Consider the following 13,570-nt stretch of genomic DNA (forward strand, 5'->3'; position numbering starts at 1 on the left):
TGAATACTCCTCTTTCATAAAAAAAAGAGGACACAGCCCCGTGAGGAGCGGTGTCCTCACGGGAGGGCGACAGTTACGGAATAACCGCCACCGGATAAGTTAATTACGCCGCCACAGCCTGACTTTCAGGCAGTGCCAGTAGATATTCCGACGCTTCCCGGGCATGCCGGCAGGCGCGGAACAGGGCCTTTTTGTCAGATTTCAGCACCTTCAGCCAGTGGTCCACATAGCTGTCGTGCTGAACCTCACCGAATACCCCGAGTTGGGCACACAAAAACGCACTGCCCATTTCGGCGATGAGCTCCTCAAAGGCATACACCGGGTCCCCGAACTTGCGGGATGAGGAGGTTATCCCCTCCCGGTTAAGTCGCTTCGCATGACCGGTACTGTGTACCAGTTCATGCAGCAGCGTGGACCAGCAGTCCGCCTCCGTAAAAAACTGCTCAGCCACCGGCATCACAATTTCATCCGTCAGCGGACGGTAATAAGCCCGGTTCTGAGGCAGCATCCGGTGTTTAACCCCTGTGGCGTTAAACATCCGGATCACCCTGTTCATCACGTCCGGGCTGAGTATGCCGTCCTCATCCACCGTCGGCGGTTGCTCAGGTGAAGCCGCAACCTCTGCCGGCAACCCCTCACACTGCTCAGCGTTGAACAGCTGCAGGGGTTTAAGCATCGGCACGGTTTCCATCAGCGGTTTACCGTCACTGTCATAAAGGCGGTTGCCTTCGCGATCCTCCGCCTGCTTCGTCCAGTCCTTATAAACCACCGCCAGGGTGGCTTTCTCACCCTTACGCACCTGCCCGCCAGCCTGCTGCGCCTGCCGGTAAGTCATCCAGCGGTTATTGCGAAAACCCTGCTCTTCCGCTGACATCCAGAGAAGCAGGACATTCACGCCGCTGTAGTGACGTCCGGTTGTGGCATTTAGGGGCAGACCGGCCAGACCGATGCCGGCAGCCGCGCGCCACGGCTTACGCCAGGGCGCGACGCCGTTTTCCAGAGCGACAACAATGCGGTCGGTGATCTGACGATAAAGGTCAGTATGTTTTGCCGGACGGCGGGCCGCCTTGTGTGAAGTCGTTTTTTTCATGAGATATACCTTTAATCAGAGGCATACCCCTGCGCCGGCGGGCGCAGAGATACGCCCGTCGACGGGAAATTCAGAAGTCAGTTACCATGCGGCATAAAACCACAGGTATTCATGTTCAAAGTCAAAATCACTGAGCAGGCTTTCCAGCCTGTCACGCAGGGTGAAAACGTACTGCAGCCGGCGCTGAAGAAGCTGATTATCCTCATTCCCCTCTGTAAATGTCGCAATCGCACAGTCCAGCCTCTCTTTCAGTTGCTGAATATGCTCGCGTGACAGTTCCAGACAGGTCGCGTTTTCCACCTCACCGACATGCTTATCCACCCAGGTAATCAGTGAAAAATCGCGGCTCAGTTCATACACCGGATGATACGGTGCCGGTACTGCGACGATCTGCCTGTGCTGGCTGTAGAGAAAAATATCCAGTCCCATACGGGCCTCCTTCGGTTCAGAAAGAGGCAGGAACCTTTCCGGCAGGAAAAGTCCCTGCCGGGGTGAGTTAACGTCCGGTTATTCGCAGCGCCCCCTGCGGGGTCACCTGCGATAACCTGGCCTGCAGCCTGCCACAGGCGTTCAGAAAGGTTTGATGATCTTCAGGCTTCGCCCGCTTACAACTGATGAAGGCCGCCTGCTTTAGCAGACGCACGGCGTTTTCACGCCAGCGGCAGAGTTCATCAGGCCCGACACAGGCATTGAAGTGACAGACTGCACTCGCCAGAAGCTGATCGGCTTTCTGGCGGTACTGCGCGACTTTCACCCGGTCAGTCGCTGCGGTGAGCACCTGTATCTGTGTGTCGGTAATCAGGATCCTCAGGTCCGTCCTGCCGGACAGTACAGAGGTGGCTACCGCGTCGCTTATCGACAGTGATTCAATGAAATCATCGCCGCCGGCAAGCAAGCGTGCCGTGTCGTACCAGTCCTCATTTTTCTGAGGGTGACACCCTGTGGCATACGCAATACGCGGCACCGGATCGTTGCCCTGCCAGGCACCGGTGGCCGGCATAAGATAAACACCCTCATCCTTTGCCAGGTGAAGCTGACCTCCCTGCATGCGGGCGGCCAGCAGGACGTTCGTCAGGTCTTTGTTGTCGAAAAAAAGCATGGGGCTCTCCTTTAAAAACGGGAGAGCCGCCCCGTCCGGAGTGATCTCTCCCGACGGGGTTAAAGTCAGTACTGTTTACAGCGCGTCAGTTTTTTCCGCGACCCGCTTCAGTTCATACAGCTGAAATTCAGCCTCCGTAAACGCATTCCAGTCGTCGTTGCTCAGCACACGCTCACCACCGCAGAGCAGCTGCAGCAGCAGGGAATCAAACGCGTCACCACGCACCGGCGTTTTCAGTACCGGCTGAGGCGCGGTCAGCGTCGGCTGCTCAGGCAGGCCGAGATGTCGCTCAATCCAGCGTAACGGTAACGCCCAGCTGCGGCCTTCGTCAGAAGAATGTATCCGAAAGCTGCCCGGACACAGGTTATGCAGCAGGACCATCACAATGCGTGCAAAGAAATCGCAGGGCTGATGCTGAAAATCCAGCTCCTGGATACTCAGCGTATTGCGGTTGCGCTCACGCTCAATCGTCATGTTGACCGGCCAGACACTGCCGCCTGTGTCGCCACAAAACGCCATGACATCAGCAACCGGAAAGAGGTCAGCCGCGCGATTAAGCGACGGCAGATACGTATTCCCCGGACGCAGACGCACCGGCAGTTGCCAGAAAGTTTCTGTGACGGCCAGAACGAAAGCATGCCAGTGTCGCAACGGAACCGTGCTGACGTGCTCGATGGTGTAGACAACCGACATGGAAGCCGGCGAAGAAAACAGGTTTTTCATCGATAAATCCTCCGCGAATAAAAAAGGGGGGATTTATCCCCCGGACGGGAGTAAATCCCCGTCAGGGTGTGTTCTTTCTGCTGGTTACATCCGTTCGAGAGCCGCTATAGCCCGATCACACCGGGCATCCTGGATACCTTCATCCACGGCCTTCTCCCAGAAGGGCCGGTTAATTTCTTTTCCCAGCTCGTCCAGCGTGAAGAGCAAATTTTTAGACGTATCAGGCAAAGGCGGAATATCGCCTTCCCCGAGTAAAAAGACAAACCAGCCATAAGCTGTGCCGGTGCCAATGATGGAATCTTCCAGAAACGTCAGTTCATTCGGTTCATCCCGGTCCGTATGAAGATCGAGACGCTGGAATGCCCTTATGCTCAGAAGTTCACTCTCAAGCAGGCAAAGCCAGCTGAGCGTGTCCAGTGGAGTTTTAAGCGTATAAACGTCTGTGTGCATGGGTATATCCTCAGGTAAATAACGGGATATTCCCTCCGACGGAGAGATATCCCCGTCAGGGTCCACAACATTTTTTGACCGGCGTTCATCAACCGATCAGTTCAGTGCATATGAATCAGATTGCTCCTGATACACATATTCAGGATTAAAGCGCAGGCTTTTCAACGCAGCTACCGACAGTGGATCTACGGAATTTATGCCCGAAACGGCCACGCCATCCAGTATGTCGCCAGCCTCCACCCGGGGAGAATATCCGTAATACTGACACCATACACAGAGTTCGGGGTCAGCCGGATCACAATCACCGAGCGGTGCGACAAAAACCTGTTCGCCACAGGAGACGTTATCTCTGAGGATTTCGCCCGGATGAAAACACCACTTACGGGGCCATACTGAGCGGGACATACATCCCGTCGCGTCTCAGACATCGACAGAATACGGAAAGTGACATCGTGCAGTGCTTCAGTCATGAGAATGCCCTCCGGAAAGAAAACGGTAGCGCAGGTGTGCCAGATGCTGTGCCTGACGGCAAGCATGGCGGTATGCGTTTCGACGACCTGTTATTCCCTCAGGAAAGGAAACCGGCAGGCGGTGAAAAACATACTCGGCGCGGTGGCAACCTGTACGAACGGTAAGAAAGACGTTAACGCCCTGGTCTTTGACAGAAGTGATGTGCGCACGGACGGCATAATTGCCCGAACCGTTGACATACCAGCTGCTGTTGCGATGCAGATAAATGAAAGATTTCAATCTCCGGACAGCTGCGTCAGCAGACTGCTGAAGCTGAGTAAGGAGATGTTCAGGGAAAACCGCAAAAGAGATGACAGACATGGTGTTTCTCCATAAAAAAAGGAAACACCTGCCCGACCGGGAAGTGTTTCCCGTCGGGGAGTCAGAAAAAACAACATTCTGACTGTCTGATAAGTTGAAATGACCTCAATCACTGTTCAGCGATATCCGTTTCCAGAGGTTAAACGGATTTACCACCCGAAGGTATCCTCTCTCAGGCTGCGAGGATTTTCCGGTCACCCGAAGGTGTTTCTCTCAGACCGGTGAAACGTTAGCTGCTAGTCACCCGAAGGCGCTCCTCTCAGACTGCCGGAGCATTAGCTGGTTGCATGTAGCAACAAGTAAGCCTGTCTATTTTCAGAGCAAATAGTGAACATGTCAACTGACGAACTGGCACAATATTGTCATTAACTTTTTTTAATAACAGTCCCTAGCCTACGGCTAAGATTATTTATACATTTTCGCTGACTTATATCCTAACTAAGGAAGGTGCGAATAAGCAGGTCATTTCTTCCCAAGCTGACTCGCTGATTAAAATTTCGCGGATCTGGGCCGATTTTTTTCCCGCAAACACATCGAATCAGCCTATTTAGGCTATTTTTTCCACCATTTCTGGCGTTATTTCCGGTTTTTACTGAGATCTCTCCCACTGACGTATCATTTGGTCCACCCGAAACAGGTTGGCCAGGGTGAATAACATCGCCAGTTGGTTATCGTTTTTCAGCAGCCCCTTGTATCTGGCTTTCACGAAGCCGAACTGCCGCTTGATGATGCGAAACGGGTGCTCCCCCCTGGCACGGATGCTGGCTTTCATGTATTCGATGTTGATGGCCGTTTTGTTCTTGCGCGGATGCTGCTTCAAGGTTTTTACCCTGCCGGGACGCTCGGCGATCAGCCAGTCCACATCCACCTCGGCCAGCTCCTCGCGCTGTGGCGCTCCTTGGTAGCCGGCATCGGCTGAGACAAATTGCTCCTCTCCATGAAGCAGATTACCCAGCTGATTGAGGTCATGCTCGTTGGCCGCGGTGGTGACTAGGCTGTGGGTCAGGCCACTCTTGGCATCGACACCAATGTGGGCCTTCATGCCAAAGTGCCACTGATTGCCTTTCTTGGTCTGATGCATCTCCGGATCGCGTTGCTGCTCTTTGTTCTTGGTAGAGCTGGGTGCCTCAATGATGGTGGCATCCACCAAAGTGCCTTGGGTCATCATGACGCCTGCTTCGGCCAGCCAGCGATTGATGGTCTTGAACAATTGACGGGCCAGTTGATGCTGCTCGAGCAGGTGGCGGAAATTCATGATGGTGGTGCGATCCGGCAGGGCGCTATCCAGGGATAATCGGGCAAACAGGCGCATGGAGGCGATTTCGTACAGGGCATCTTCCATGGCACCGTCGCTCAGGTTGTACCAATGCTGCATGCAGTGAATACGCAGCATGGTCTCCAGCGGATAGGGCCGTCGGCCATTGCCCGCCTTGGGATAAAACGGCTCGATGACAGCGGTCATATTCTGCCATGGCAGAATCTGCTCCATGCGGGAGAGGAAAATCTCTTTTCGGGTCTGACGGCGCTTAGTGCTGAATTCACTATCGGCGAAGGTGAGTTGATGGCTCATGATGTCCCTCTGGGATGCGCTCCGGATGAATATGATGATCTCATATCAGGAACTTGTTCGCACCTTCCATAATGCCCGATGACTTTGTCATGCAGCTCCACCGATTTTGAGAACGACAGCGACTTCCGTCCCAGCCGTGCCAGGTGCTGCCTCAGATTCAGGTTATGCCGCTCAATTCGCTGCGTATATCGCTTGCTGATTACGTGCAGCTTTCCCTTCAGGCGGGATTCATACAGCGGCCAGCCATCCGTCATCCATATCACCACGTCAAAGGGTGACAGCAGGCTCATAAGACGCCCCAGCGTCGCCATAGTGCGTTCACCGAATACGTGCGCAACAACCGTCTTCCGGAGCCTGTCATACGCGTAAAACAGCCAGCGCTGGCGCGATTTAGCCCCGACGTATCCCCACTGTTCGTCCATTTCCGCGCAGACGATGACGTCACTGCCCGGCTGTATGCGCGAGGTTACCGACTGCGGCCTGAGTTTTTTAAATGGCGGAAAATCGTGTTGAGGCCAACGCCCATAATGCGGGCGGTTGCCCGGCATCCAACGCCATTCATGGCCATATCAATGATTTTCTGGTGCGTACCGGGTTGAGAAGCGGTGTAAGTGAACTGCAGTTGCCATGTTTTACGGCAGTGAGAGCAGAGATAGCGCTGATGTCCGGCAGTGCTTTTGCCGTTACGCACCACCCCGTCAGTAGCTGAACAGGAGGGACAGCTGATAGAAACAGAAGCCACTGGAGCACCTCAAAAACACCATCATACACTAAATCAGTAAGTTGGCAGCATCACCCGTTGGTCAGATGAATGCCATTCCCTTGACAGTTGAAAATTTATGAGAGAGTTAAAAAAACGCTCCCGGACGGGAGCGTAAGCCAGTGACTTCGGCGTCAAATGAGGGTCTAACAAGTGGAGCTGCGGGTTAATTCTGGGTGATCTGGCTGCGATGCTTTTCAGCCTGCTGCTGATGAATAACGGAAGATTGACCATTATTCGCCTTCTCATGCACAACAGCGGCTTTCTCATGCTCGTTCATTTCGGAAAATGATTTTGCTGTTTCGTTAGAAGCTGCTGGCTTGGATTTCATCATTTTTTTATGCATTTCAGCCATGTCCTGATGGGCAGCAGAATTGCCGTTTTGCATCATTTCATGGGACATTGCGGCCTGATCGTGACCGCTCATATCCATCATTTTCATGCTCTCCCCCTGAACTGCACTTTTTTCAGCGGATGATTGCATCTGATGGGCAGGCGCCTGGGCATTATTTACCTGGTCATGCATGTTCATTGTCTCTGCAGCCCAGGCAGATGAAGCGACAGCCATCATGGCAATAAAGGATACAAGGATCTTTTTCATGGTTGGGTCTCCGGTGTTTTCATACCCGAACAATCAATGCTTATAACAGAGAAAGCATTTGATCTCAGGGCTGGTTGATCATCATGCTAGGAACCGGGCGATTGAATTATCACGCTGTCCTGATTTATGGCTGATTATAAAAAACCGCCTCTGTTTATCGCGTGACTGAACGATGACATTTTTGTCACCTTCCGGGTTTCTCCTGAATAACGGTATTAATCCATTAACAGACGCACACTGAACACAATTTCCCGCCCCTGCTGTTCTGCTGACAGCTCGCCGCCGTGAGCATGAATGATCGACCTTGTAATTGATAATCCCAGCCCCGCGCCTTCCGTGTTGTAGAACCTTGATGAGTCTGCGCGATAGAACCGGTCAAACAAACGTTCCAGATTAGCGGGAACCTGGCCGGATATCGTATTCGTAATCATCACGTTCACACAGTCACTGTCACGCTCAAGGTGTATCGCTGTACAGGTGTTATCGGGAGAATACTTGATTGCATTGGAAAGCAGGTTACTGAAAGCACGTCGGAGCATATCGCTGTCTCCGGCAACAACGCCCTCTCCTTCAACCGTGATTGTCTTTCCTGTTTCGTCTGCCAGGGGCTCGAACAACTCACGTAATTCATTCAGTTCGGCTGCCAGATCCACATCATGTTTATCCAGCCGCAGCAGACCATGCTCTGAACGTGCCAGAAAAAGCATGTCACTGGTCATTCGTGACAACCTTTTCAGTTCTTCCAGGTTAGCGAATAAAATTTCGCGGTAATGCGAAACATCCCTTTCCTTAGCCAGTGCAAACTGCGTCTGCATCATCAGATTACTGACTGGTGTGCGCAGCTCATGCGCGATGTCAGACGAGAAATCTGACAGTTTCCGGAATGCCCCCTCCAGGCGATCAAACATATTATTGAACTCCTGCATGGTCTCAGAGATTTCCGGCGGAGCCAGATCGGGATTTAGACGCTGATCCAGGCTGTGTACAGTCATGGAGGAAGCCAGACTGGTCATTTCCCGTAGCGGTTTCAGACCAATACGTGTGGTCAGCCAGCCCAGAAAAACAGAAATAAAGACCAGACCGATATTGAACCAGAACAGCCAGGTACTGAGTTTGTCCATAAACAGGGTGTGATACCCAGTATCCGTGGCAACCGTAATGATGACATGTTTGCTTTTACCCTGTTCCGGCGTCACGGCAACCCGCCGCGAGATACTGCGGTACACGGTGTTATTTTCTTCCGTCTGGATCATATAGTCGAGAATATCACCCGACTTATTAAGCAGGACCGCTGGAACAACAGAATTTTTGGCATAGAGTTCAACAATTTTTTCATTTTCCATGTTTTTTATAGAAATGAATAAGCCATTGTGCCCCACCATCGCATCGTTTATTTTTTCTGATAATGACTTAATATCCGTTTTGTTCCTGAACGTCTCTGTTTTAAGAAACTCTTCGGTGAGCTGAAGTTTACCTGTCAGAAAATCGCGGTCCTGATTATCGAAATAGCCATTAAGGGTGCTAATCAGGATAAAACTTGATAACCACCATACCGTAAGCATCACCGCAGAAAAAATCAGGCTCAGGCGTGTGGTCAGGGAAATTTTGAACCTCACTCTTCTCTGATCTCCAGGACATATCCGGCACCGCGAACGGTATGGATCAGTTTTGGCTCAAAGTCATCATCAATTTTACTTCTCAGACGTCTCACGGCGACATCAATCACATTCGTATCACTGTCAAAATTCATGTTCCAGACCAGGGACGAGATAAGACTCCTGGGTAACACTTCTCCGGTGCGTTGCAGCAGCAACTCAAGCAGAACGTATTCTTTACCGGTGAGATGGATCTTCTTCCCCGAACGGATCACGGTCCGGCGCACCATATCAACGGTCATATCGGCGATGGTGCAGACTGTTGCGGCCTGCGAGCGTGCCCGGCGCAGTAGGGTTCTTACACGTGCAACCAGCTCCGTAAAATCAAAGGGCTTAATCAGGTAGTCATCTGCGCCAAGCTCCAGTCCTTTCACTTTGTCCCGCACGTTGTCCTTTGCGGTTAAAAACAGGACCGGTTCTTCGTGCCCGGACTCCCTCAGTGCGCTGATGATTTGCCACCCGTCGAGGAAAGGCAGCATCACGTCCAGTATTATCAAATCATACTGTCCCTTCGACGCGGCCCCGAGACCATCGCGGCCATTATTAAAGAGATCGGCCTGATAGCCTTCCTCAACCAGTCCCTGCTGCAGGTAACGACCTGTTTTTTGTTCGTCTTCAACGATTAAAATACGCTGCATGGTCAACTCGCTGATATGAAAGTAAAAATCTCACGCATGAGCTTTGGCTGTCCCCTAGCTGACCTGAGACGGAGCAAGCATTCCGAGCCACGCTACGGCGCCCAGAATGATAATCGCAACAACGAATTCTGTCAGGATGCTGTTTCGCATCAGGGCAACGCTGCGATCATAATTCCCTTCCCTGACCATAACTTCAAGCCGGGGACCCAGGTGAAACCGGTTTGCTGCAGCCAGAAGAAGCATCAGAACAAACAGAGCCGTCTTGGCAAGCAATATCCTCCCCCAGGAACTGTTGAATAAGGGAGTTAAGTTACCCTCAGCAATATACAGATAGTTGACCAGCGCACTCAGGATCAGGGCTACAACAATCACCGTTCCTGCCGTGGCAAATTTTGCCAGGGAGTCAGATATCACAATGACGCTCTGTGCATTATGCTCGTTTCTGCGCATCAGCAGGATAGCAAATGCAACCAGAGCACCTGTCCAGGCACCTGCAGCGCCGAGATGGGTCAGATCGCTCAGTAAATGGAGATAGTAATGCAGACCGTCATGCATAACGGCGTGTCCTCCCCAGGCAAGTGTAGCCAGCGCCACGCCCCCACTCATCGTCATCAGCAGGCAGGACAATACTCTCTTATTAGTGTAAAGGAACAAAGCACCGAGTGTGGTAAACAGGGCACAGAGCCTGACAATCCAGCTAATACCCACATCAGTTTCTTCTATCACCATCTCGATAACATGGATGGATAATTCTCTGAGGTCAGTTACTCCACTCATGGCATTAGATACCAGGAGCATATTAATGCCAGTAAGAATGATGCCTGTAACAACAGCAAAGGTTATAAACGACCTGAAATTATAGGTTTCATGTCTGACACCGCTTATTCCATATATCTGAAAAAATGGCAATCCAAATATTACCATCAAATCCAGATAAAGAAGAAAACGAATAACAATCATAATCAGGTCGTTCATAATATTACTTCACTGTAAAGGTGTAATTACCGGTAATAGGGTGCGTATCTGAAGAAACCGCGCGCCAGTCAACACGATAAGTGCCAGCGGGTAAAGGCTCTCGCGGAATAATGACCATCGATTTAGGGTCAGCGCCTGGCGCCACTTTTGCCGCGACCGGCATCGGAGAATGTGATGACATGCCTTTCATACCCGTCATCGTTAATTTTGCACCTGAGAATTTCACGGTCAGATTTTCCGAGAAATTAAGCTGAATCTTTTCCGGGGCCGCTACGGCTGAATCAGCCTGTGGCACAGAGCTTTTTAATTCCGGATGGGCCATAGCAGAGAAAGCAACGCCCATAACGAGGCCACCTGTAAGAATGGCTTTATTTAAAATCGACATTTTATTTACCTGTTTAGTTGAGTGTTTTATATCAGTGCGTTAAAACCAGATTCTGGCTCCCGCCAGGAATACTACCTGATGGTCTTTCTCACCTTCTCTTTTCGCCATATCGGATGTTTTCCCGTAAAGTTGATTCCAGGAAACGCCTATATAGGGTGCAAACTCACGGCGTATTTCATAGCGCAGCCGGAGCCCCAGCTCTGTGTCAGTCAGTCCCCTGCCGCGACCCCGCGATTCATCATCCTGACTGTAGAAATTCACCTCATAGGATGGCTGGAGTATGAGCCGGTTAGTCAGTAAAACGTCGTATTCTCCTCCCAGACGAAGGGCTGCTTTTCCGCCATTACTGACAAAACCCGAAATTTCAGACTCAAAATTATAGAGTGCCAGCCCCTGAAAACCGACAGCAGCCCAGGTCCGGGCAGAAGCAGGTCTGAAATCCTGCCTGACACCCGCAACCAAATCCCACCATGGGCCAACCGCATGTCCCCAGAGTAACTGCGCTTCAGCCGCCTCCGTTTCCCCATTGCTTCGTTCACCTTCACTCTTTAGCCAAATCCGATCTGTGTCGCCTCCAATCCAGCTGTTAACACTCCAGCTGAAATTGTTGGTGTTATCCGACCGTTGCCATTCCAGTTGATCCAGCAGAACCAGATAATTAATCGCACTGTCGTGAATCGCATGCCCCTGTAAATTGCCGAATGCAGCCTTCCGGTCGGCATCGGTAACAGGCGGAATTGGCGTTCTGCTCTCAGTTACAATGGGCTCCATTGACGTCATCTCAGTGAAATTCTCATCTGCTGGCATCTGCATGGCAGACATGTCGTGCCCGGCGTGGGGATCTGCAGAGACGGAGCCCGCCGCAATAGAAAGCTGTGAGGTAAACAAACCGGCGACCAGAACAGGTATGGCCTTCAAATTTCTCTTCATTCGCATCATTCCTCCACCCGGACTTCACGAAACATTCCCATTTCCATGTGATAGAGCAAATGGCAGTGATACGCCCAGCGGCCAAGCGCATCTGCTGTCACTCTGTAACTGCGTTTTGTACCAGGGGGAACATCTATTGTGTGTTTACGAACCATGAAATTACCGTTTTCATCTTCCAGATCGCTCCACATACCATGCAGGTGAATGGGGTGAGTCATCATGGTATCGTTGATCAGCGTGATCCTGAGCCGCTCACCGTATTTCAGCAGCACCGGTGCGGCATCTGAAAACTTGATTCCGTTAAATGACCAGGCAAACTTTTCCATGTGGCCGGTTAAATGCAGTTCTATGGTACGGCCAGGTTCACGTCCGTCAGGATCCTCAAAGCGGCTTTTCAAATCCGCGTACGTGAGAACCTTTCTTCCGTTATTTCGAAGACCAATACCCGGATCATTTAATTTCGGAGAGACGCTCATCGCCTGCATATCAACCAGTGGGTTATCCGTTTCTGACGCAGGATGACTTTGCATACCCGGCATTCCGGCCATCCGGGAATGATCCATACCGGCCATGCTGCTGTGATCCATGGGCGCGGAGGATGTCCCGCTATCCGGAAGGTCAGCACCGTCCATAGACATCATCTCTCCGCTGTTATCCATGCCTCCCATCTGGCTGTGGTCCATTCCTGCCATATCATGTCCCATTCCCCCCATACCCATGTCTTCCATGGTCAACAGAGGACGGGGATCGAGGGGGGGAACGGCAGCACTTAACCCCTCTCTCGTGGCCAGTGTCCCTCGAGCGTAACCGGTCCTGTCCATGGATTGTGCGAAGATGGTATAGGCCTCACCCTGAGGCTCCACAATGACATCATAGGTTTCGGCAACGGCAATCCTGAATTCGTCAACGGTAACCGGGTTTACATACTGGCCATCTGCAGCCACGACCGTCATTTTCAGCCCGGGGATACGGATATCGAAATAGGTCATTGCCGAGCCGTTGATAAACCGTAAGCGTATCTTTTCACCGGGACGGAACAGTCCGGTCCAGTTTTTCAGCGGGGCCTGCCCGTTCATGAGATAGGTGTAGGTGTAGCCACTGACATCCGCGAGGTCAGTCGGATTCATTTTCATTTCAGCCCACATTTTCCGATCGGCAATGGTGGCTGACAGCCCCCTGGTATTCACGTCGCGGAAAAAAGAGCCAACGGTTGGTTTATTGAAATTGTAGTAATCCGACTGTTTTTTTAATTTTTTCAGCAGGCTGTGAGGATTTTCATCGGTCCAGTCAGACAACATGACCACATGCTCACGATCGTAAGCAAACGGTTCTGGCTCCCTGGCATCGATGATAATGGCACCGTATACCCCCTCCTGTTCCTGCAGACCGGAATGGCTGTGGTACCAGTAAGTCCCGTTCTGCTTAACCTTAAAGGTGTAAACGTAGGTATCATCAGGCTCTATGCCCATAAAACTCAGCCCCGGAACACCATCCATATTGGCCGGAAGAATAATGCCGTGCCAGTGAATGGACGTCTGTTCATTAAGACGGTTTTTGACCTTCAGGGTAATGGTGTCACCTTCTTTCCAGCGAAGAACGGGCCCCGGCAGGCCTCCATTGATTGTTTTGGCCTGACGCTCACTGCCCGTGATATTGACGGCCGTTTCACCAATGGTCAGGTCAAACTGAGTACCCTGCAGGGATGCGGCAACTGGCAGGCTCAGACTGGAACGCGCATTGAAACTCCATACGCCAAGACTTCCGGCTACGCCAGAGAGGGTTAACCCCTTCAGGAAAGTTCGTCGAGACGTTTTCAACAGCATGCGCATTCCCTTATTTAAAGTATGGTTACTGACAGAATTC

Annotated in this window: 15 protein-coding genes; all 15 read right to left on the reverse strand. The window is 51.7% G+C overall.

The features are described 5' to 3' along the window. Positions 1–103 precede the first annotated feature (103 nt). Positions 104–1,090 carry an ArdC family protein gene (locus RTP97_RS06800; RefSeq protein ID WP_006781408.1) on the reverse strand — a complete coding sequence of 329 codons (987 nt, stop codon included), beginning with the start codon at positions 1,088–1,090 and terminating at the stop codon, positions 104–106. A gap of 81 nt (positions 1,091–1,171) precedes the next feature. Continuing rightward, a complete protein-coding gene (locus RTP97_RS06805) occupies positions 1,172–1,519 on the reverse strand; it encodes a hypothetical protein (protein WP_006781405.1) in 348 nt (115 codons plus the stop codon). 67 nt (positions 1,520–1,586) lie between these two features. Then, complete coding sequence (locus RTP97_RS06810) at positions 1,587–2,189, reverse strand: DUF3085 domain-containing protein (RefSeq protein WP_006781404.1); 603 nt, start codon at positions 2,187–2,189, stop codon at positions 1,587–1,589. A gap of 75 nt (positions 2,190–2,264) precedes the next feature. Next, positions 2,265–2,912: a hypothetical protein gene (locus tag RTP97_RS06815; protein WP_006781402.1), complete on the reverse strand. Its 648-nt coding sequence runs from the start codon at positions 2,910–2,912 to the stop codon at positions 2,265–2,267. Between the two features lie 84 nt (positions 2,913–2,996). Further along, on the reverse strand, positions 2,997–3,362 hold the full coding sequence (locus RTP97_RS06820) for a hypothetical protein (protein WP_006781400.1): 366 nt from the start codon (positions 3,360–3,362) through the stop codon (positions 2,997–2,999). A 462-nt stretch (positions 3,363–3,824) separates the two neighbouring features. Then, the gene (locus RTP97_RS06825) at positions 3,825–4,193 is read right to left on the reverse strand and encodes a hypothetical protein (protein ID WP_154283625.1); all 369 of its coding nucleotides are present in this window, start codon (positions 4,191–4,193) and stop codon (positions 3,825–3,827) included. A 589-nt stretch (positions 4,194–4,782) separates the two neighbouring features. Continuing rightward, the gene (locus tag RTP97_RS06830) at positions 4,783–5,763 is read right to left on the reverse strand and encodes an IS5-like element ISKpn26 family transposase (RefSeq protein WP_020899206.1); all 981 of its coding nucleotides are present in this window, start codon (positions 5,761–5,763) and stop codon (positions 4,783–4,785) included. Next, positions 5,760–6,505, reverse strand: a protein-coding gene (locus RTP97_RS06835; protein ID WP_223151193.1) for an IS1-like element IS1B family transposase whose coding sequence is annotated in 2 segments (ribosomal slippage) — positions 5,760–6,256 and positions 6,256–6,505 — 747 coding nt in all. Because the reading frame shifts where the segments join, the coding sequence is not laid out codon by codon here. The genes RTP97_RS06830 and RTP97_RS06835 overlap by 4 nt, the downstream gene beginning before the upstream one ends. A 184-nt stretch (positions 6,506–6,689) precedes the next feature. Further along, complete coding sequence (gene pcoE, locus RTP97_RS06840) at positions 6,690–7,124, reverse strand: copper resistance system metallochaperone PcoE (RefSeq protein ID WP_004388336.1); 435 nt, start codon at positions 7,122–7,124, stop codon at positions 6,690–6,692. Between the two features lie 215 nt (positions 7,125–7,339). After that, the gene (gene pcoS / locus RTP97_RS06845) at positions 7,340–8,740 is read right to left on the reverse strand and encodes a copper resistance membrane spanning protein PcoS (protein ID WP_006785898.1); all 1,401 of its coding nucleotides are present in this window, start codon (positions 8,738–8,740) and stop codon (positions 7,340–7,342) included. Beyond that, complete coding sequence (pcoR, locus tag RTP97_RS06850; protein WP_001188930.1) at positions 8,737–9,417, reverse strand: copper response regulator transcription factor PcoR; 681 nt, start codon at positions 9,415–9,417, stop codon at positions 8,737–8,739. The genes pcoS and pcoR overlap by 4 nt, the downstream gene beginning before the upstream one ends. Positions 9,418–9,471: 54 nt before the next feature. Then, entirely contained in the window at positions 9,472–10,341 is an 870-nt protein-coding gene (gene pcoD / locus RTP97_RS06855; RefSeq protein ID WP_312412123.1) for a copper resistance inner membrane protein PcoD, read from the reverse strand. A 55-nt stretch (positions 10,342–10,396) separates the two neighbouring features. Beyond that, complete coding sequence (gene pcoC / locus RTP97_RS06860; protein ID WP_000025662.1) at positions 10,397–10,777, reverse strand: copper resistance system metallochaperone PcoC; 381 nt, start codon at positions 10,775–10,777, stop codon at positions 10,397–10,399. 39 nt (positions 10,778–10,816) lie between these two features. Beyond that, positions 10,817–11,707, reverse strand: a complete 891-nt coding sequence (gene pcoB, locus RTP97_RS06865; RefSeq protein ID WP_006785895.1) for a copper resistance outer membrane transporter PcoB — start codon at positions 11,705–11,707, stop codon at positions 10,817–10,819. Between the two features lie 5 nt (positions 11,708–11,712). Further along, positions 11,713–13,530 (reverse strand): multicopper oxidase PcoA, encoded by a 1,818-nt coding sequence (gene pcoA, locus RTP97_RS06870; RefSeq protein ID WP_000925242.1) that lies wholly within the window; start codon positions 13,528–13,530, stop codon positions 11,713–11,715. Between the last annotated feature and the right edge of the window lie 40 nt (positions 13,531–13,570).

This window comes from Pseudescherichia sp. (assembly GCF_031998825.1).
GTDB lineage: Bacteria > Pseudomonadota > Gammaproteobacteria > Enterobacterales > Enterobacteriaceae > Pseudescherichia.

What these genes read in the sequence shown, in the direction of transcription:
- RTP97_RS06815 (WP_006781402.1), bottom strand. Translation starts at nt 2,912, where the DNA reads ATGAAAAACCTGTTTTCTTCGCCGGCTTCCATGTCGGTTGTCTACACC.
- RTP97_RS06805 (WP_006781405.1), bottom strand. Translation starts at nt 1,519, where the DNA reads ATGGGACTGGATATTTTTCTCTACAGCCAGCACAGGCAGATCGTCGCA.
- RTP97_RS06825 (WP_154283625.1), bottom strand. Translation starts at nt 4,193, where the DNA reads ATGTCTGTCATCTCTTTTGCGGTTTTCCCTGAACATCTCCTTACTCAG.
- pcoR (WP_001188930.1), bottom strand. Translation starts at nt 9,417, where the DNA reads ATGCAGCGTATTTTAATCGTTGAAGACGAACAAAAAACAGGTCGTTAC.
- pcoC (WP_000025662.1), bottom strand. Translation starts at nt 10,777, where the DNA reads ATGTCGATTTTAAATAAAGCCATTCTTACAGGTGGCCTCGTTATGGGC.
- RTP97_RS06830 (WP_020899206.1), bottom strand. Translation starts at nt 5,763, where the DNA reads ATGAGCCATCAACTCACCTTCGCCGATAGTGAATTCAGCACTAAGCGC.
- pcoD (WP_312412123.1), bottom strand. Translation starts at nt 10,341, where the DNA reads ATGGTAATATTTGGATTGCCATTTTTTCAGATATATGGAATAAGCGGT.
- pcoE (WP_004388336.1), bottom strand. Translation starts at nt 7,124, where the DNA reads ATGAAAAAGATCCTTGTATCCTTTATTGCCATGATGGCTGTCGCTTCA.
- pcoB (WP_006785895.1), bottom strand. Translation starts at nt 11,707, where the DNA reads ATGAAGAGAAATTTGAAGGCCATACCTGTTCTGGTCGCCGGTTTGTTT.
- RTP97_RS06800 (WP_006781408.1), bottom strand. Translation starts at nt 1,090, where the DNA reads ATGAAAAAAACGACTTCACACAAGGCGGCCCGCCGTCCGGCAAAACAT.
- RTP97_RS06810 (WP_006781404.1), bottom strand. Translation starts at nt 2,189, where the DNA reads ATGCTTTTTTTCGACAACAAAGACCTGACGAACGTCCTGCTGGCCGCC.
- RTP97_RS06820 (WP_006781400.1), bottom strand. Translation starts at nt 3,362, where the DNA reads ATGCACACAGACGTTTATACGCTTAAAACTCCACTGGACACGCTCAGC.
- pcoA (WP_000925242.1), bottom strand. Translation starts at nt 13,530, where the DNA reads ATGCTGTTGAAAACGTCTCGACGAACTTTCCTGAAGGGGTTAACCCTC.